This is a genomic window from Plantactinospora sp. KLBMP9567 (genome assembly GCF_033446045.1).
Taxonomy (GTDB): Bacteria; Actinomycetota; Actinomycetes; order Mycobacteriales; family Micromonosporaceae; genus Plantactinospora.
The window spans coordinates 1-18,847 of sequence record NZ_JAWQRR010000045.1 but is presented as its reverse complement, the minus strand read 5'-3'; the positions used below and the strand labels follow the sequence as shown (position 1 = coordinate 18,847).

Genomic DNA, 18,847 nt, shown 5'->3' with positions numbered 1-18,847 from the left:
GGTCACGCCGCGCGCAGCCGGTTGATCAGTCCGGTTCGGGAGCGGACGTCCAGCTTCGCGAACATCCGCGACAGGTGCGACTCGACGGTCCGCCGGCTCAGGAACAGCCGCGCCGCGATCTCCTGGTTGGTCAGGCCCATCGCGACCAGGCCGGCGATCTCCCGCTCTCGGGCGGTCAACGTGCGCGCCGGCCGGTCCCGCTCGGCGACGGCCACGGCTGCCAGCCAGCCGGCGCCGCACTCCCGGTAGCCGCCGAGGGCGCGATCGAACGCCGCTCGCCCCCACTCGACGTGACCCGCCCGGCCGTGCGCGCGACCGGCGAGGTGTTCCGCGAGCGCCGCGTCGAACGGGGCGCCGGCGGTGGCCAGGTCGGCGGCCGCACCGCGGGCCAGCCGGGCCGCCTCGCCCGACCTGCCCGCCCGTACCGCGATGGACGCCCGCGCGTAGCCGGCCAGCCCCAGCTCGTACGGCAGGCCGGCGCCAGCCGCGGTTAGCTGCGCCCGCTCTGCCGCCATCCTGGCTGCGCCGAGGTCGCCCGTGCCGGCCAGCGCGACCGCCCGCAGCGCCTCCGCTTGCATGGCGGCCGGCGCTTCGACCGACGGTGATGCGTGGGCTGGCGGTGCCGCGGTGGCTCGTGGTGGTGCGTCGGGTGGGGCGTTGGCCGGTGCCGCCGCCGTTACGTTGGCCGGTGCCGCCGTCCATGCGTTGGCCAATGTCTGGGACGGGGACGGGCCGATGGCCAGCCGGTCGAGGCACTCCTGCGGGTGCCCGGCGGCCAGCGCCGCCACGGCCAGGTTCAGCCCCGCGATCCGCCGCCACGCTGCGGTGCGGGGCCGGTCGGCGTCCGCCAGCCGGCGGGCCACGGCGGCGGTCGCGCCGGGACCGGCCGTCCACAGCAGCGGTCGCAGCAGCACGGCGTCCGCCATCGCCGCCAGCTCGGCGCTGCCGGCGCGCCGGGCGGCGGTACCGGCCTCCCGCGCGAGCCGCAGCGCCGCGACCAACCGGCCGGCCCGGGTATGCAGGGCGGCCTCCAGCACCAGCAGGTACGGCAGCACGCCGCGCTGGCCGGTGTCCTCCGCCAGCTCCCTGGCCCGGGCCAGGTGGCGGCCTGCCGCCGCTAGGTCGCCCAGGTCCGCCGCCGCCCAGGAGACCGTGCCGAGCAGGTCGAGGTGTGGCCACAGGGACTCGTCGGCGGCGGCATCCACCAAGTCCGTCGCACTGGCCAAGTGAATGCGTGCCGCCGCGATACGTCCCTCGGACAATGCGGCCACCGCGCTCAACCCATGCGCCATCCCGGCGAGCACGGACCGGTCGTTTCCCGCGCCCGCCAGCGCGCGTTCGGCGTGTATCCGGGTAGCGCCCGGGGCACTGCGCAGCGCCTCCGCCGCCGCCAGCCGTACCCGGCGCCCGACCTCGGCCGCCGCCGTACCGGGCGGATTGCGCCGCAGCAGCTCGCGCAGGATCGCCGCGGCCTCGTCCGCATCACCCCGAAGCTGCGCGACCAGCGCCCGCACGTCCCCCACCCGTGTCCCAGCCTCGTCGGGTAGCTCGGCCGGGTCGTCGGGCAGGTCGGTGAGCACCGCCTGAGGGCGGTTCAGGTCGCCGGTCAGGGCCAGGGCGCGCGCATACCGCAGTGTGACGGTCGGCCGCCGCGGGTCCCCCTCCGGCAGGACCCGTAGCGCGGCGGCAAGCCACCGGCCGGACTGCGCCGGGGCGGAGAACACACACGACAGGCCCGCGTCGACGAGGGTACGAGCGGCGGTCTCGTCGCCGGGCCCGGCGGACCGCTCGGTGTGATGCGCCAGCGCCCGCAGCGGTCCGCCGTGCGTGCGCAGGTAGCCGGCGACCCGCGCGTGGAGTCCCACCCGGGTGGCGGGCCCCACCAGCGCCCGGACGGCCGCGCGCAGCACCGGGTTCGGGAATCCGAACCGCGTCCCGTACACCTCGACATGACCTAGCCAGCACAGCCGGTCGACGGCGGAGGTCACCGCCGTGACCGTCAGTCCCGTCACGTGCGCGAGGAGGTCGACGGTGGCCTGGTCGCCCGCGACGGCGGCGGCCTGCGCCACGGCTCGGGTGTCCGGATCCTGCGCGACGATCTCCGCGGCCAGGCCGGCGAGGACGTCCCGTGCCGTGCCGCCGATGGCCCGGTCTCCGTCGTGGTCCCCGCCCGACAGCAGCGCGGCCAGCGCATCGTCGCTCAGCCGGCACAGCGCCCGCACGAGGCCCGGACTTCCACCGCTGGCCCGCAGGATCAGCTCGCGCCGGCGGTGCGGCAGATCCGGCAGGAGACTCTCCAGGTCGTTGGGACCCAGCCGGGCCAGGCCGATCCGGATCGCCGCCGGCCCGTGGCCGACCAGGGCGTCCACCACCCGCACCGGCGGCCGGGTGTGCCGGAAGGTGACCGCGATCAGCAGTGGCCGCGGTGGCGGCCGGCGGATGAGGTGCTCGGTCAGTTGGAGTGACGCGGGGTCGGCCCAGTGCAGATCGTCCAGTAGCAGCACGCCGCCCAGCAGCCGGTGAACTCCATAGTAGACATCCAGTCGGTCGGCCTTTTCCGGCGCGCGCCACCCGAGCGGGCCCAACGCCTCGGCGAACAACCCGTAGGGGCGGCTCTGCTCCACCTCGACGGCCCGGCCCGAGCAGGTCGACAACCCCGCCGCCGCGGCCCGCTGCCGAAGCTCGGACAGCAGCCGCGTCTTGCCGACGCCCAGCCCGCCGGATATCTCCACCCCGGTGAACCGGCCGGCCGCGACCATCGACAGCGCCCGGTCGAGCAGTTCGAGTTCGGCGGCACGTCCCACCATCGGCGTCACCTCATCACCCACGGCGCTCAGGGTGCCGGCCGCCTCTGGATCGCCACTGGACGCCGAATGGACGGCCAGCCGAAGGGCCTGTCGGCCGATGACAACTACCATCAATTGCCCATGAACAACGGTCTCTTCCGACAGTTCTGCAACGGATCCGCATTTATGCCCTTCGCCGCGACCATGCGGAAAGTGCGCATCATGGCGAGCCGCGCGTCCGGGAGGCCGCCGGCGCCGACGTTGCCCACGTCCGAGTTGACGTCGGCGCCGAAGTGGCCTGACCCGCTCGGCGACCGGGGCGGATGGTCGATCGCGAACGTCTATCCCCGGCTGGCTACGAAGGCTGCCGCCAGCGTGGTGACTACTTCTTCGGGGGAGGGCATGGTGGCGATCTGATCGGCGATCCTGCGGGCGTTGCGCCGGTAGGTCGGTGTGCTGAGCAGCGTGTCGACGGCCCGGGCGAGAGCTTCCGGAGTGAAGTCGTCTGGCAGGAGTTGAATGGCGGCGCCCGCGTTGGCCGCCCGTTCGGCGTGCAGGAACTGGTCCGCGCCCTGCGGTACGACCACCATGGGCAGCCCGGCGGTCAGCACGCCGAGCACGGTCCCGGCGCCGCCGTGGCAGACCGCCAGGTCGATATCGGCCAGCAGGTCGTGCATCGGCACGAACGGCTCGAAGGCGACGGCAGTGTGGTCGACGTCGAAGTCGTCGGCCGAGGCGGTGAGCCCGACGGGCACCCGGAGCGCGGCGCCGGTGGCGGCGAGTACCCGCAGGATGGGATTGAGCCGCCGGGCGTCGGTGAAGAGGGTGCCGAAGGTGACCAGGATCCGTGGTCGCCCGACCAGCGTTCGGAGCGCGGGGGTGTGCTGGCCTCGTGGGGCCCGGTGAGCCTCCGGGCGCACCGGCAGCCACCCGTCGGGCACCTGCCACTCGTCGATCTGCAGACCCGGGGGGCAGACGTCCAGCACCCAACGGGCCTGCCGGGGCGCCGATGCGCGGCTCTGGTACTGGCCGGCCACATTATCGTTCAAGGCCAGCCGGAACTCTTCCGAACCCTCTGGCCCGTACGTCAGCGTGGCGAAGGGCACGTCCAACAGGACGGCGACCAGCGGCCCGAGGACGTCCCCCGGGTCGACGACAATCAGATCCGGCCGCCAGGCCCTGGCCGTGGCCAGACTCTCCGCCAGGGAGAGGTCGATCCGGGCGTTGCCGAACGCCTCAAGCTGCGCTCCGAGCGACGCCCCCGCCAACACGTCCTCACCCGTACGGCGCAGGACCTCGGCCTGGAGCGCGCTCGCATCCGCGCCGGCGGGAAGAATCTCGAACTGCTCGGCGGCGAAGACCTTCGCGACGGACTCCGGCACCATCAGCGACACGGCGTGTCCCTGGTCATGGAAGGCTCGGGCCGTCGGCAACTGCGGCAGGAGATGACCGAGCAGCGGAGCCCCGGTGAAGACAACCCTCATGCGACTGTCCATTCTAGACGAACGCGTGCTCCAGCGACGAGCCGAACGACACGATCCTGGTCCGGGAGAGCAGGTCCAGGTCATCCGGCTGGTAGGTGTGCCGTGACTTGTCGGCGTGGCGCACGTAGACGTAGTTGAAGCGGTCGGTCGCGTACGTGGCGCACCCCTGTCGCGCGCAGTCGATGAGGAACGCGATGTCCTCGCCCCTCGTCCGGTCGGCGAACTTGACCGCGTCGCACAGATCCCGGCGCATCAGGAGTGTCCCGCCGCACAGGGGTGGTCCGTACACATGCTCGTTGCCTGGGAAGATCACCCCGAGCGCGGGTAGCTTCTCCAGGTAGATGAATCTGGTCCACTTCCCGACGACGTCCGCCTCGGTGTACTCGAAGGCGCGCATCTGATCTTCCAGATAGTGCGCACCGTAGAAGTCGTCGTCGTCCATCCTGGCAACGTGCGTCCCGGACGCGGCCTCGATCAGCTCATTGCACACGGACCCCAGCGACCGCTCGCTCGGCAGTCGTACGATCGTGAGGTTGTGCAGCCCCTGGTCGCGCGCGACATCTCGGATGCGGGACTCCGGTTCATCGACGCCATGCAGCCCGAGAATCAGCTCGAAATCCCGGTACGTCTGTCGACCCGCGTTCCTGATGATGCTCTCGTACCCGCCGAGCCGATGGGTCGGTGCCACGATGGAGACCAGCGGACGTGCGCGGGGAGCGGCGTCGAGGCCGACGGTCCTCAGGAGGTCGTCGACGCGGCCCGCATAGGTATGGTCCCGCATGACCCGCCGGACACCTTCCACCGCCTTGCGGTCCCTCAGCTCGGTGCTCGCCAGAAGGGCCTTGACCAGCATCCGCGACGATGACGTGTCGGAGCCGATCTCCACCACACCGGAGCCCAGCATCGGAGCAATCGCGGACGAGGGCCCACTGATCACCGGAGTACCGCAGGCCAGCGATTCCAGGAGTTCGGGCGGGAGCCTCGTCGGGGAGTCCGGTGCCGGGTTCGCGCTGAGGAGGATTCGATAGCGCCGGTACGCGCTCAGCAGTTGGTCATACGCCAGACGGCTGACGACGTTGTTCTCGGAGCCGGTGGGTAGCCCGGAACGGGATTCGGACTCGCCGAGCGAGAGGATGTGCAACCCGAGATCGGCGGTGGCGCCCAGAAGATTGTCGATCTGCTCCGCCTCCGCCCGACGGTCGGCATCGTGACCTGACGTCGCGTACGCGATGTCGCCGACGGTGTGCGAGAACGCTCCCACCGGATTGTGAATGCGCGGCTGGATCGCGAACGGCAGCACGCCGACCCGGTCATGCCCAAGGTCCGTCCGGTACCGGCCTACACAGCTCGCGTCCACGGTGAACACCCAGTCGAAGTGGCGGGCGCTGCGCAGAAGGGACTCGTAGCTCAGCGGGTCGTCGTTGTTCCAGAAAACGGTGGGAACGGCGTGTTGCCGACAGCGGTCGAGCAGGTCCAGGGTCCATCGGCTGAGCCCGCCATCCGCGGTGAACGGACCGCCCGTACCGCGGGCCGGGGTGCTCGACTCGACCAGCAGGAGGTGCGGCGGGTCGGGGCGGAACGCCGCAGGCCAGGAGTCCCGCCATACCGGCTCCAACGCGAACTCGTACCGCAGCGCCGAGCGCGAGCGCTCACCAAGGACGGCCGCGACGCGGAGGTCGGGCCGCCGCGTCGGCCCGGTCGGAAGACTGGCCGACTCGAACCGGACCGTCTCCGCCGCTGTTCCATTGCTGTTCGCCACGTCGATCCGCCACGGCCGGCCGGCGGTCGGCGAACGATCGCCGACTGTCTGTTCGATATCACGGTCGCGTATCATGCACATGAGCGCGGCGGCGGCATCGGCGGTCGAATCGATGGTCTCTACACGTACGTCGACTGGTTTTCGAGCGGTCCGGTTCCGCGCCTGGATGACGACGCGACCGTCGTTCGACGTGATGGAGTGAACGTCGAAACCTCGGAGAATCGCCGCGATCATGTCCGGAAAGCGGATCTTCAGACCGTCGACGAGATCGTCGTCGCGCGCCACGAACTCGATTTCGCCGCCGACCACCACCACGCGACCCAGGTCGTCGAACAACCGTTGAAGCCGCGAGACGTTGAGTACCTCCAGTCCGATGACGGCGCGATCGAAGGTGGCGTCCTGGAACGGCAGAACGTCCGGTGTCCCGCGAGCCGGCCAGAAGCTGGACGGTGGCGGAAGCCGAGTCAGGTCGAGCGTGAGTGTTGACGTCGAGGGCTCAGCCGGCATCCTGTATCTCCGTCGCGCTTGACGAGGACCTTCCGTAACCCCAGCGTGCGCATCGATCTTCGAGGTAGTCGGGAACGGGCTCGGTGGTCGACCGTTCCGGCCGGGGCTGGAGCCGACCCGAGCGAATAGCCGTGCCGAAGTCGCCGATTCCCGGCTGGAACGGGCCGTGGTCTGCCCGGCCGTACTCCAGCATGCTCGGTTCCCAGCCAACCTCAAGATAGGCGCAGACTGCCTTCGTCGTCTCGACCGGCTCAGCTATCAGATCCTCGTACCGAACCGTGATGCCCGGCAACTCCCGCCGAGCTTCCTCAACCCCGTCGATCATTTTGAGAACGATAGGGACGACCTCGGACTCTGGATCGGGCCCCGCCTGCAGCGCTGATTTCATGATGTGTGCTGGATTGCGCAGCAGGAAGATGTTGCGGGCCTGCGGCCAGCACTCGCTGAGCCGACGCCAGGACAGGGAGTTCAAGGGCGTCTTCTCGACGATCAATGACTTCTTACTTGCTTCAAGCAGGCGATGGAGGATCCTGTCCCACAGGAGGAAGTCAAGTTCCTCGCCGACGAGTCCGGCGGTCCGCAGCGCCAGTTCGGCGTACCAGGTGGGGACCTCGACCTTCGTGGAGGGCAGATGAAGCTCATGTGGTGCGTAGATCTGTGTATGCGTGTTGAGAATGCAGCGAAGCAAGGTCGATCCGGATCGGACGGCCGACAGGATGAAGACCGGCCTCTCCACGAGCCGAGCCCCCTGGTCGGTCCGCACGAGTGCCTCCGCGTGGTTGTTCACCTGAGTTCGTGAGAAAGGATCGTCGGTCCCGGTGTGCCAGGCGGGCTGGATCCGGTGACCTCGCGAAGCCAGTCGGGCAACCGTCCTTCGTCGAGCAGATCCAGCACCGCGGCCTTGCTCATGGGATTGGAGAAATGGATGTGGGCGGCCTGGCTGGGGGTTCGCAGCAACTCTTCGAGCCGTTCGCGCTCCTCCCGGTAGCTGGCCGCCTTCCGGTCCTGTGCATAGAACTCGTAGTGGCCGAGCAAGATCTTCAGGTCCCACACGTCCGGTACGCGCGGCCCGAGGTTCTCGAAGAGCAGGGCCTTGTGGTCTAGTGCTACCGTCCCGCCTTCGACAAGTTGTACCAGCGTCCAGTAGTACTGGTCGCTGAACGCGTACCGCTCGTCGGTGTCGTAGTCGAACAGTCGCAACTTCTCCAGGAGTTCGAACCGCTCGCTCGGGGGCTTCGGGTATCTGTTGCAGAGATCGAGCAGAACGCCGGCCGGGCCGACGAAACCACCGCTGTTGAGGAAGGGGTAGGGATAGACCGGGGGAGTGTCCAGGAGGGCGAACCCGAGGGCGCCCAGCGGCCAACTACCGGCTTCGGCGCCGAACACGACCGGCTGCGAGAAGCTCGTGTAGAGATCCTCGATATGCTGCTCTCCCCGAACGAACAACGTGTCGTACGCGTCGGTGAACACGATCAGCTCGTCGGCTTCGGCGTGCCGCGCGAGATAATCCGTGAAGATCGACCGCTTGTCGCTGTGCCGAAAGCCTTCCTTGGCTGAGTGCAGGATGATCAGGTCGAGTCCGAGTATGCCGCAGGACGGGACCAGTAGTCGTTGCAGGAAGGGCTGATCGAGATCGGATGCTATGGTGACGACCTTCATGGTGCCTCCCGGGATTCACACCGCAAATGATGACCGCGACCGGCCGATGCCGATTCCTCCGGCGAGCATATGATGTTCGAAGCTGATTTCGAGATCGCGTTCCCAGCGTTTCATGATCTCCTGCTCGCCGGGCCGGTCGACGTCGTCGAGCACGATGGTGTAATCGTCCGCGAGCAGCGGGGCGAAAAATGGAATCGCAGGATATCGTGCGTGCTGTCGTGCGACGTCGTTCGCGGGCGGGCCGTCGATGACGAGCAGGTCGATCGTCCGGTCGGCGATCGTCCGTCGAATGGCCTCCGATTCGTACCATGCGTTCTCCTCGTCAGGCCACGCCGACTCCGTCGGCGCCAGCGGGGCACGCACGACCGTCACCACGTCCTCCAGCGACTCGTTCGCGAACTCCTGCTCAACGGCGTCTGCCCATTGTTCGTCGTGTTCCACGGCCCAGACATGTCCTCCGCGCTGTCGCAGAAGGCGCCCCATGTAGATGGACGAGATGCCGGCCCCCAGCTCTACGATGCATCGCCGCCGGTTGATGATGATCTCGTTGAGCACGGCGACGACGCCGCTGGGCCGCATTGCCGCCATATTCCATGGAAGATAGCTCGATGACAGCGGGGCCAGAACCTGTAGCGCGAGTACGTCCTGCCAGAGCTGATCATTCATGGGTCGCCGCCTGAGGTAGGGATCGTGCCACCTGTGGTACGTGGCGTTCGGGCCGGTGTCCCGTGCGCGCATGGTGGACCCGGCCGACGTGGAACGCTGCAGCAGTTCTACCAGATCGTCCTAGCGAGTGCGTTAGGTAAAACTACGCAATACCAACGAGTAGTTGTGATCGCTAACGACTGTGCGATGGCCAGCCGATGCGCAGTTGACCAGGGACAACCCGTCGGCGCATTGACTTTCGTCGGAGCCAGGAGATTGGCTCCGACGACTTGACCGCTCCTTGGGATCCCGGCTAGGTTGCTGACCGTCATCACTGAACCTTTTTCAACCTCCCCTCGCGGTTCGACGGACCGCAGGGTCGGACGCGGTGCGTGAGCGCCGCGCGGTTCAGGTTGAAAAGGTTCACTGCCAAATGCTTGTTTGGGTATTTGTGGGAAGCCGCTTCGGCGATGCGTACTCCGAGGAGAGTCGAGTGTCGGAGATAGACGGCGAGTCGGCCGGTGGCGGTGCCGACGCGGCGCCGCGGATTTCAGTCATCGTCCCCACCTACAACCGCGCCGAGGATCTGCGCCTGACGCTTGAGAGCCTGTGCGGGCAGACGCTGCCCGTCGACCAGTACGAGGTGGTCGTCGCCGACGACGGGTCGCGCGACGGGACGCGGTCCATCGTCGAATCCTTCGCGGGCAGGCTGTGGTTCAAATACCACTTTCAGAAGGATCTCGGTGCCCCGGCCGGGCCGGTGCGCGACAACGGCGTCACGCGGGTGCGCAACGCCGGCGCGCGGCTGGCCACCGCACCCCTGCTGGTCTTCCTGGACTGCGCCACGCTGGCCGGCCCGGATCTGCTCGCGGCGCATCTGCGCGCGCACACCCCACCCGCCGTGCCGGGCCGGGCGGTTGCCGGTTACGTGTACGGATACCCGCCACGGAAGACCGACGATCCGGATTACCGGTGCCCACCCGGACTGGCCGCGGCGGTTCGGACGCTGACACCGCAGCAGGTGGTGGACCGCTATCGGGACGAGCCGGGGTTTCGCGACCCACGGCACGGCGAGTTCGAGAAGGTCGGCTTCGACCTGCGGAACCGCATCTTCCCGGAGGAGTTGTTCTGGAGCTCGAACTGCTCCGTGCCCGCCGCCGACTTCTGGGCGGTCGGCGGCTTCGACGAGGACTTCCGCGGTTGGGGCCTGGACGACGTCGATCTGGGCTACCGGCTGATACGCAACGGTACCGGGATTCACCTGAGCCTGGACGCGTGGGCGATCGAGTCACCGCACGAGCGGGACGGGGCGGTGAACCTCGCGGGCTTCCACCGCAACGCCCGGAGCTTCTTCGACAAATACCAGTTCGCCGAGCCGCCGCTCGAACTCGGCTGGCTGGTCATGCAGTCACCCGGTGGGCCTGCGCTCGCCACTCTGGAGACGCTCAACCGCCAGGTGGCGGACTGGACCCGCCAATGCGCCGGGCTCACCGTCGCTGCGGAGTTGGCGCACGCGTTCGAGCCGATCGCGCCCCATGAGCGCGTTGCGGTGTTCGGCGCCGGCGCCGTCGTGCCGGCCGTCACGCAGTCGTGCGTGCTCGCCGATTTCGACCGGCAGGTCGTGGACCGGCTCCTCGCGGACGGCGCGGGCGCGCGCCACGACGTGCGTCACAACCTGGGCATTCAAACCGCATTACCGGACAAGGCGGTGGACACCGTCGTGATCACGTCGAGGCTGGATGGGCTCTGGAGTGCCTTCGGCTCGGCGATTCTGGCCGAGGCGCAGCGGATCGGCACCCGGGTACCCGTCCTCACGGCGAATCGCCGGCATGGGTGACCCGGTCCAGCTCCGCAGACTCGCGTCGAGAAGCGAGTGGGACCCGCACCGGAGGGACGCGGTCGAGTTGACCCTCCCGGCTGCGGTGACCCGTTCGCCCCGCCGCAGAGTTCCGCCGCTGAACGATCGGGACGCCTTCATCCTGGAGGGTGTCGCCTCGGGCGCCTCGAGCGTGCAGCTCGCGGCGAGCCTCTTTCTGAGTCAGCAGGGCGTCAGCTACCACATCGGACGGCTGCTGCGCAGATTCCGCGTGCCGAACCGGACGGCTCTGGTCGGCAGGGCGTACTCCCTGGGCATATTCGACTCCGGCTCCTGGCCGCCCAAAGTGCTGCGGGAGTTCGTCGCCGACGAATAGCGTTCGTCGACCCAGCCTGTTCCGTACGGCAACCCGAGGTACCGGCGGCGTGGACCTGAAGCGTGCTCCTGCCCGCGCCGGAACCGGTGGCTGTCGGTCCCCCGCCCGGAGCTCCTGGGCGATCTGACATTCCGTACGGATCAGCTCCCATTCGGGCCGGCCGACGGGCCACCCGAATCTCGGCGGCCGAGTGGCGTGCCGCGTCGCATCGGTAGGCGCGGTCAGACCGTCCCGCGCTTGCGTAAGGCCGCGGTGTCCAGGACTACCCGCGCCGCCGCTTGCGCGCCGTCCGGAAAGCGCTCGTAGGCGGTCATGATTTCGCGGGCCCGGGCGCGGTACGCCGGCCGGGTCAGCACCGTGCGCACGGCGTGGCGAATCCGCTCGGCCGTCTGCCGCTCCTTTTTCAACCACACGCCGGCACCGGACCACGCCACCCGGGCGTTGTTCTCCATGTGGTCCTCCGAGTTGCCAACCGCGACCAGCGGCACTCCGTGCGCCAGCGCGGTCTGCACACCTCCGAAACCGCCGTTGGTGACCATTAGGTCAACCTGCGGCAGCACTTCGGTGAACGGAATGTACGGCTCCAGCACGACGTTCGCCGGGTGGCGGTCCGCGGACAGCACCTCCCGCGGATCGCGGCCGCCCGACGTGGCGATCACCAGCATGTCTGCGTCTGCCAGCCCGTCGATCGCCGGTAACAGGAGGTTCTCCGGGTCGGTGGCGGCGGTACCCTGCGTGACGAACACCACCGGCCGGCCGGCAGCCCGTGCCTGCGTGACCCGACCCCACCACGCCGGCCGAGCCCAGGCGTCCAATCCGTCCAACCGCGTCGGTCCGCAGAACACCACCGAGCCGGGCAGGTCGCGTCGTGGATATTCGAGCTGCGGGATGCTCGATTGGATGTAGCGGTCCACGATCTGCTGCGGCCAGGAGAAGAAGAAGCCATCGAGCGGCGGCAGGTCGAGTGCCGCCCGGATCCGGGTCGCGGCCCGCTGCGGCTCGCGCATCACGACCCGGCGAACCAGGTGGTAGAGCAGGCGGTTGCGTATCCGGTTGAGCGGCCCGCGCAAGGGCCGCAGGCCGGTACCGTACGGTGCCGTGTCCACACTCGACACGTGCAGGGCGCCGGTCGAGAAGACCACCTGGGGGATGCCGCGGCGCTCGGCCGCGAACATCCCGGCCAGGAAACTGTGGTCGGAGACCACCACCTCGGGCGCGAAGGAGTCGATCAGCTCGTCGATGTCCGCGACGAAGGCCGGCACGGGGCGGACGAACACCTCCAGCACGGTGGCGCCGTAGCCGCCTACGCCACCGGTTCGGCCCGGCGCGCTCCGCAACGCGTCCGCGGCGCCGGCGTCGGCCCCGGCGCGCGTGCTCATCGGTGCGAACTTCGCGCCGGTACCGACGACCAGGGGCTCGAACACCCTCCCGGTGTACCAGAGCACGTCGTGGCCCCCGGCGACCAGCTCCCGCACCAAGGGTGTCGCGTAGCGCAGGTGCCCGGTGATGGCGTGCGTGGTGACAAGGATCGTTGTCATGTGGGTCAGCCTCCCGCCACAGCGGCGGAACTCCGCCGCGCCGGCAACGCGTCCGAGGTCACTCCGCCACGCGCGCGAACAGCCGTCCGGCGAAGGCGAGCGACAGGACGGCACCGCCAATCGCCAGGCCGAACGCCCACGCGACCCCGCTGTTCCAGGCATGTCCCGCAAACAGTTCCCGGGCGCCTTCCACCACCGTCGTCAGCGGGTTGGCCAGGGACAGCCAGCGCAGCCAGTCCGGTGCGTACGTCATCGGCACGAAGATGCCCGACAGCAGCAGGAGCGGCATGGTGATCAGGTTGATCCCCGGACCGAGTACCTCGTTGGTCTTGAAGATCAGCGCGAGGGCGTACGAGAGCGGCGCGATGGAGAGGGCGAGCAGCAACAGCAGGCCCGCCATCTGTAGCAGTTGGACGGGGTACAGGCGCAGCCCGAGCACTATCGCCGGCAGGGTGATCATCGTGCACTGGAACAGCAGCACCGCCGCGTCGCGCAGACTCCGCCCGAGCAGCAGGGCGAACCTGCTGACCGGGGTGACCTGGAACCGTTCGAGCACGCCGAAGTGCGTCTCGGTGACCAGTGAGAAGCAGGCGTAGAGGCAGGTGAATATCGCCATTTGCACCAGCAGGCCCGGGAAGTACAGGTTGAGCACGTCATCCGGGTCTGCCCCGCGCAGGCTGCTCTTGAGCAGCGGGGCGAACAGGATCAGGAAGAACAAGGGCTGGACGAACATCACCGCCACCCCCATCCTGCTGTGGATGGTCCGGGTCACGGCGCGCCGGAACACCAGCCAGGTCTCGCTTGCGATCTTCACGGTGTACTCCTTGGTCGTCCGGGGGCGGCGGTGTCACTTCGCATCGCGTAGCGACCTGCCGGTCTTGCGCAGGAACACGTCGTCGAGCGACGGCCGCTCCAGCGTGATCGATCGCAGTTCGAGCCCGTTGGCGTCGAGCAGGCGCATCACCTGCGGCAGCGCGGTGTCTCCCTTGTCCACGTACAGCCGGATGGTCTGCTGGTCGGTGTCGTCCACCTCCCGCACGAACGGCTGCTCCGCCAGCAGCTTGCGGCCGATCTTCGGGTCGCCGGCCACGCCGACCGCGACGATGTCTCCGGCGATCTCACGCTTGAGGTCCTGCGGCGTGCCCTCCGCGGCCACCTGGCCGTGGTCGATGATGACCAGTCGGTCGCACAGCGCGTCCGCCTCGTCGAGATAGTGGGTGGTCAGGAAGACGGTCATGCCCTCCTCGCGCAGCCTGCGCACCTGGACCCACAGGTTCGCCCGGCTCTGCGGGTCGAGGCCGGCGGTCGGCTCGTCGAGGAAGACCAGTCTGGGTGAGTGCACCATGCCGAGCGCCAGGTCGAGGCGCCGCCGCTGCCCGCCCGAGTACGTGCCCGTCCGCCGATCCGCGCACTCGCCCAGTTCGAAGGCGTCGACCGCCCACTGTGCCCGTGCCTGCGCCGCGGACTTGGTCATGCCCTGGAACCGGCCCTGGATGATCAGCTCCTGCCAGGCCGTCATGGTCGGGTCGGTGCCGCCTCGCTGGCCGACGTAGCCGATGTGCCGGCGCACTTCGGCCGGCTGCTCGACGAGGTCCGCGCCGAACACCGTGGCCCGACCGAAGGACGGCCGAAGCAGCGTCGCGAGCATCCGGACCGTCGTCGTCTTACCCGCACCGTTCGGCCCGAGGAAGCCGAAGATTTCTCCGGGCTCCACCACGAGGTCCACACCGCGCACCGCCTCGACCTGCCCGCGACGACCGCGGAATGTTTTGCCAAGACCAATAGTTTCGATCATTTTTTCTCGCTTTCAGGACGCGTCCGCGCGCGTCTCCGGCTCGATGAGCAGTCCCATGTACTCGATTCCATAAGTGCCGGGCCGGGAACGCAGCCGCGGCGGCCGCTCCGGGTCGATCGACATCCGGTCCAGATGCGGGTAAATGGCCCGGAACGCCTTGCCCGCGAACAGCTTGCCGAGCACGGCGCCTGGGCAGAAGTGCGGGCCGGCGCCGAAGGCCATGTGGTCCTCCTTGTTCGGGCGGTCCAGGTCGAACGCGTCCGGGTCCGGGAACTTGCGCGGGTCCCGATTGGCCGCGGCGAGCAGCGTGTGCACAAGTGCGCCGCGGGGGATCACCGTGTCGTGCAAAACAACGTCTACCTCTGCGCGGCGCAGTAACCAGGGAGTCGGGGTGTATAGGCGCAGGTATTCGTCGATGAAATCATCTGTGCGGTCGGGGTCCGCGGTCAAGACCCGGCCCAGATGCCGGTCCTCCAGCAGCATTCTCATCCCACCACCCAGCAGGTTCATGGTGGTTTCCATGCCGGCGGCGACATAGGACCAGCCGAGGCCGACCATTTCGTCGTGGTCCACGTCCCCGGACTCTCTGCGACAGACCAGGTCACTGAGGATGTCGCCGCGGTGCGGGCAGCCGACGCGCTCGGCGGCCAGCTCGTCGATGTAGCCCACCAGGCCCATGAAGTCCTCGAAGAAGCCCGGGACGAGTTCGGGGTCCAGCCCGCCCATCACGGAGAAGACCTCGATGACCGCCTGGGACCAGCGCTGCATCTCGGCCTTGCGCTCCATCGGAAAGCCGAGCATGCCGCCGACGACCCGCAGCGGCAGCGCGGTGCTGAACTGGTCGACGAACTCGACGGAGCGCTGCGCGAGCAGGTCCTCGACGAGTTCCTCGACGGTTTGCTGGATCCACCCGTTCAGGGAGCTCAGCGCGCGTGGCCCGAGGGCACGGTTGGTCACCCGGCGCAACCTGGTGTGGTCCGGGGCGTCCCGGTTCACCATGATCGGCAGATCGAGGAAGTCGCCCCGGCGCACGTGTGAGGAGAACTGCCTGCGGTCCCGCAGCGCCATCGCCACGTCGTCGTACCGGCTCAGAATGTAGAAGTCCTCGCCGTCGACGGTGGTGGCGGCCATGCGGTGTACCGGGGCCTCCTCGAGCAGACGCCGGTACATCGGCCAGGGCCGGACGCGGTGCTCGGGATCGGCCGGGTCATAGATGATCGGCTCATTCGCTACGGACTGCACGGACTGCTCCCTTCGGGTCGGCGACGAACCGGGCGGAGATGAACCTTCGCAGATAGGTGTGCACGAGCCCGCTGGTCAGCGGCGGGCAGACCAGTCCGGTACCGATCAGGGCGTGGCGGGTCCATGCCGAGTCGAAGCGCGGTACCCGCGCGTCGTCGATGGTGTCCACCAGGAACGGCACGAGGCCGAGTAGCGCCATCGTCCCGGAACGCGAGCCCGTGATCCGGTCGCGCCAGTCGTCGAAGGTGGTCAGGTCGATCGGGTAGCCGAATTCGCGCACCATGTCGAACAGTTGCGGCCAGGTCAGCTCGGTGTCGTTGACCAGGTGGAAGGTTCCGCCGCTCAGTTCCGGGCGGCGGGCGATCTCCACCACGGCCGCCGCGACATAATCGATCGGCGCCGGCTGGAGATGGACGTTGACCTCCTGCGGCCCCACCCCGGCCTCGATACAGCCCTTGAGCATCATGCTGAGGTGGTCGAGCCGGTTGAACGCACCGGTGCGGCTGTCCCCTCCAGTGTTGATCCGGTGGATCGTGGTGGGCACGCCCCGCTCGTGCGCGGTGCGGATCATCTGTTCGGCGACCCATTTCGACTGCGCGTATCCGACCGCCAGCGGTCCGCTCTCGATCGGCAGTTGCGACTCGTAGACGGCGTCCGGCTCGTATTCGACCGAGGAGAACACCCCGACTGTGGAGATGAAGTGCACGGGGCGGACCGGGCCGCCCATAGTGGCGAGGCGCAGCACCTCGCGGGTGCCGTACACGTTCGCCCGTTCCAGTGCTTTGTACGGATAGGTCCATTTGACCTGGGCGCCGCAGTGCACGATGTCCCCGCACCGCGCGTGCAGGTCGGCGAGCGCGTCGTCCGCCAAGCCGAAGCCCGGCTCGGTCAGGTCACCGGGCAGCGCGACGATCCGGGACCGGTGCCGGGCGACGTCGATGCCGTAGGTGTCGAGGTTGGTCAGGATCCGCTCCAGCGCTCGCTGCGGGCTGCTGGCCCGGGCCAGGCAGTAGACGTCGCCGGCGCGCCGTTCGAGCAGCTCGGCCAGGAGGAAGGCGCCGACGAAGCCGGTCGCACCGGTCAGCAGGGTGCCACGCGGTGCGCTGTCGGGATGCGACGCCGGCTCGGCGGCGGCGATCGATGGCGGTAGCGCGGCCCGTGCGGCCATCTCGTCCACGCTCATCCGGGTGAGCTTGCCCGTCTTCAGGATCGACAGCGGGCTGGGCTGCGTGGCGACCACGGGGTCGAGGGTCGGCGCCGACGCGTCCGGCACGGGGGCGGGCTTGGCGGTTTCAGGGGCAGCGGTGCGGATCTCGTCGGCGATCGTCGTGGCGAGCGAGGCCGGCGAGGCGGAGTCGAAGAGGACGTGCATCGACAGCCGCACGCTGAGGTCGTGGTCGACCGCGGTCACGAACTCGGCGAGCATCAGCGAGTCGGCCCGGGTGATCACCGGCTCGGCAGGGTCGATCTCCTCCGCCTCGCAGCCCTCGATCGAGCCGAGCAGCGCGACGAGGTACTGCTCCAGGCGTTGTCGCGCCTGTTGGGGGCTTGCCTGGCGCAGCCGCGACGGGTCGGGTCGGCTCACCTTCGCGCGCCCCGGGGCCTGCTTCGGGGCGCCGACGGGCGCCGGCGCGGCGGTCAGCCGCTCGACGGTCTCCGCGGTGAGCGGACGGAAGGACACGCCGCTGATGAGTGCGAAGAGCACCCCGTCCTCGTCGGTGATCGACACGTCGCCGACCACGCCGTCGTCCCGACCGCGAGCGGGGCCGTCGCGGAGGACTGCGGTGCAGCGTATTTCGCTGTCGGTAAAGCTTCGCTGGACCGTCATGCCCTCGAAGCCGGTGCCCACGTACACCGGCCGTTCGGCTCCGGCGCCAGCGCCGGCAGCGACCGCGATCAGTTGCACGCAGGTGTCCATCAGGAGCAGGTCGGACCGCACCCCGGCGGTCAGTGCGGCGCACTCCGGGTCCGGCGCCGCGACGAGCCCGACCGCGGCCGCCCGGCCACGCAGCGCCGACTGCACCAGCCGGAAGCTCGCGCCCAGGGCGAAGGAGGGATGCCAGGCCCGTCGGTAGAACTCTTCGTGGTCGAGTTCGTCGAGGCACCGGCTGCGGGCCCGCTCGAACTCCTCCGGTTCCAACTCGTCGGCGTTCCCGGAATCGGCCGAGACGACGTCGGCTTCGAGTAGTTGCTGCCAGCCGCTCTGCGGATCGCGTGCGAAGACGCGGATGCGGGCGTGCCCGCCGCTGTCCGGATCCAGGATGGCCTGCACCGTGCGTGCGGCGTCGTCCGCGAGGATCAGCGGCCGGGTCAGCGCCAGGTTCCGCAGGGCGAACGGTCCATCGAGGGCGCGGTGTGCGCAGCGGTGCATCAGCTCTAGGAAGGCGACGGCGGGGACCACGATCCGGCCGTGTACGCGGTGCTCGTCGAGCAGCGGCAGCGCCGCCAGCGACAGCTCCGTTTCCGCGATGAGCTGTCCGGCCGCCGATTCGGTGACGCGCGGCCGCAGTGCGACGCCTTCGTCGGCCGGTACGAGGGCCATTTCCTGCCGCAGCGACGGGACCCAGTAGTCGCGGTGCTCGAACGGGTAGCGCGGAAGATCCGGAATCTTCTCCGGGCGCTGGCAGATTGCGGACCAGTCGACCGCGACTCCACGCGTCCACAGCATCCCGAGGGACTGCTGCATGAGTTGCCGGTGTTCCGGGTCTGGGTCGTCGGGGGCGTAGGTCGGGAGGTAGAGGGCTGTTTCCCCACCGGGACACTGCCGGACGAGGTGCTCAAGACCGCGCGGGCCCAGCTCGACGAAGATCTCGGCGCCGGCTTCCGCGGTCGCTTTGACGGCGGTGCGGAACTCCTCGGGATCGTCCTCGGTGAGCACGGTGTCCGCGACTACGCCGCGTTCCCGCCACCAGGCGATCAGGGAATCGGGGTCCTGGGCTGCGGCGGGCACGAGGAAGGTGGTGTGTGGGGTGGTGGTGGGTGGGGTGTGGTGTTGGGTGAGGTGGGGGTGGGGTGTGTTGGTGGTGAGTGCGGTGAGGGCGGATCGTCCTCGGTGAGCACGGTGTCCGCGACTACGCCGCGTTCCCGCCACCAGGCGATCAGGGAATCGGGGTCCTGGGCTGCGGCGGGCACGAGGAAGGTGGTGTGTGGGGTGGTGGTGGGTGGGGTGTGGTGTTGGGTGAGGTGGGGGTGGGGTGTGTTGGTGGTGAGTGCGGTGAGGGCTTGGGTGAGGTGGGTGTG

General features: G+C 69.2%; 14 protein-coding genes. 2 read left to right on the top strand and 12 right to left on the bottom strand.

Annotated features, from left to right (window positions below):
* Positions 1 to 2: 2 nt before the first annotated feature.
* The 6 genes from R6Y94_RS34070 to R6Y94_RS34045 form a co-directional block, all read right to left on the bottom strand.
* Positions 3 to 2,828 (bottom strand): helix-turn-helix transcriptional regulator, encoded by a 2,826-nt coding sequence (locus R6Y94_RS34070; protein ID WP_318400381.1) that lies wholly within the window; start codon positions 2,826 to 2,828, stop codon positions 3 to 5.
* A 299-nt stretch (positions 2,829 to 3,127) separates the two neighbouring features.
* Positions 3,128 to 4,270 (bottom strand): glycosyltransferase, encoded by a 1,143-nt coding sequence (locus R6Y94_RS34065; RefSeq protein WP_318400379.1) that lies wholly within the window; start codon positions 4,268 to 4,270, stop codon positions 3,128 to 3,130.
* Between the two features lie 13 nt (positions 4,271 to 4,283).
* Positions 4,284 to 6,536, bottom strand: coding sequence for a glycosyltransferase (locus tag R6Y94_RS34060; protein WP_318400377.1), 2,253 nt, complete (start codon positions 6,534 to 6,536; stop codon positions 4,284 to 4,286).
* A complete protein-coding gene (locus tag R6Y94_RS34055; protein ID WP_318400375.1) occupies positions 6,526 to 7,299 on the bottom strand; it encodes a sulfotransferase in 774 nt (257 codons plus the stop codon). The genes R6Y94_RS34060 and R6Y94_RS34055 overlap by 11 nt, the downstream gene beginning before the upstream one ends.
* A 20-nt stretch (positions 7,300 to 7,319) precedes the next feature.
* Complete coding sequence (locus R6Y94_RS34050; RefSeq protein WP_318400374.1) at positions 7,320 to 8,195, bottom strand: hypothetical protein; 876 nt, start codon at positions 8,193 to 8,195, stop codon at positions 7,320 to 7,322.
* Between the two features lie 15 nt (positions 8,196 to 8,210).
* Positions 8,211 to 8,861, bottom strand: coding sequence for a class I SAM-dependent methyltransferase (locus R6Y94_RS34045; RefSeq protein ID WP_318400372.1), 651 nt, complete (start codon positions 8,859 to 8,861; stop codon positions 8,211 to 8,213).
* A gap of 472 nt (positions 8,862 to 9,333) precedes the next feature.
* Here R6Y94_RS34045 and R6Y94_RS34040 point away from each other — a divergent pair, with 472 nt between their 5' ends.
* Complete coding sequence (locus R6Y94_RS34040) at positions 9,334 to 10,677, top strand: glycosyltransferase (protein ID WP_318400370.1); 1,344 nt, start codon at positions 9,334 to 9,336, stop codon at positions 10,675 to 10,677.
* Positions 10,670 to 11,032: a LuxR C-terminal-related transcriptional regulator gene (locus tag R6Y94_RS34035; protein ID WP_318400369.1), complete on the top strand. Its 363-nt coding sequence runs from the start codon at positions 10,670 to 10,672 to the stop codon at positions 11,030 to 11,032. Before R6Y94_RS34040 ends, R6Y94_RS34035 begins: the two co-directional genes overlap by 8 nt.
* A 221-nt stretch (positions 11,033 to 11,253) precedes the next feature.
* Here R6Y94_RS34035 and R6Y94_RS34030 read toward each other — a convergent pair whose 3' ends face one another.
* The 6 genes from R6Y94_RS34030 to R6Y94_RS34005 all read right to left on the bottom strand — a co-directional run.
* Positions 11,254 to 12,570: a glycosyltransferase gene (locus R6Y94_RS34030; protein ID WP_318400367.1), complete on the bottom strand. Its 1,317-nt coding sequence runs from the start codon at positions 12,568 to 12,570 to the stop codon at positions 11,254 to 11,256.
* 58 nt (positions 12,571 to 12,628) lie between these two features.
* Entirely contained in the window at positions 12,629 to 13,384 is a 756-nt protein-coding gene (locus R6Y94_RS34025) for an ABC transporter permease (protein ID WP_318400365.1), read from the bottom strand.
* A 33-nt stretch (positions 13,385 to 13,417) separates the two neighbouring features.
* Positions 13,418 to 14,365: an ATP-binding cassette domain-containing protein gene (locus R6Y94_RS34020; protein WP_318400363.1), complete on the bottom strand. Its 948-nt coding sequence runs from the start codon at positions 14,363 to 14,365 to the stop codon at positions 13,418 to 13,420.
* Between the two features lie 12 nt (positions 14,366 to 14,377).
* Positions 14,378 to 15,607 carry a cytochrome P450 gene (locus R6Y94_RS34015; protein WP_318400360.1) on the bottom strand — a complete coding sequence of 410 codons (1,230 nt, stop codon included), beginning with the start codon at positions 15,605 to 15,607 and terminating at the stop codon, positions 14,378 to 14,380.
* Positions 15,588 to 18,557, bottom strand: a complete 2,970-nt coding sequence (locus R6Y94_RS34010) for a thioester reductase domain-containing protein (protein WP_318400359.1) — start codon at positions 18,555 to 18,557, stop codon at positions 15,588 to 15,590. Before R6Y94_RS34010 ends, R6Y94_RS34015 begins: the two co-directional genes overlap by 20 nt.
* Positions 18,524 to 18,847 (bottom strand): hypothetical protein (locus R6Y94_RS34005; protein ID WP_318400357.1); only part of this gene is annotated, 324 nt, incomplete at its 5' end. The genes R6Y94_RS34010 and R6Y94_RS34005, both read right to left, overlap by 34 nt.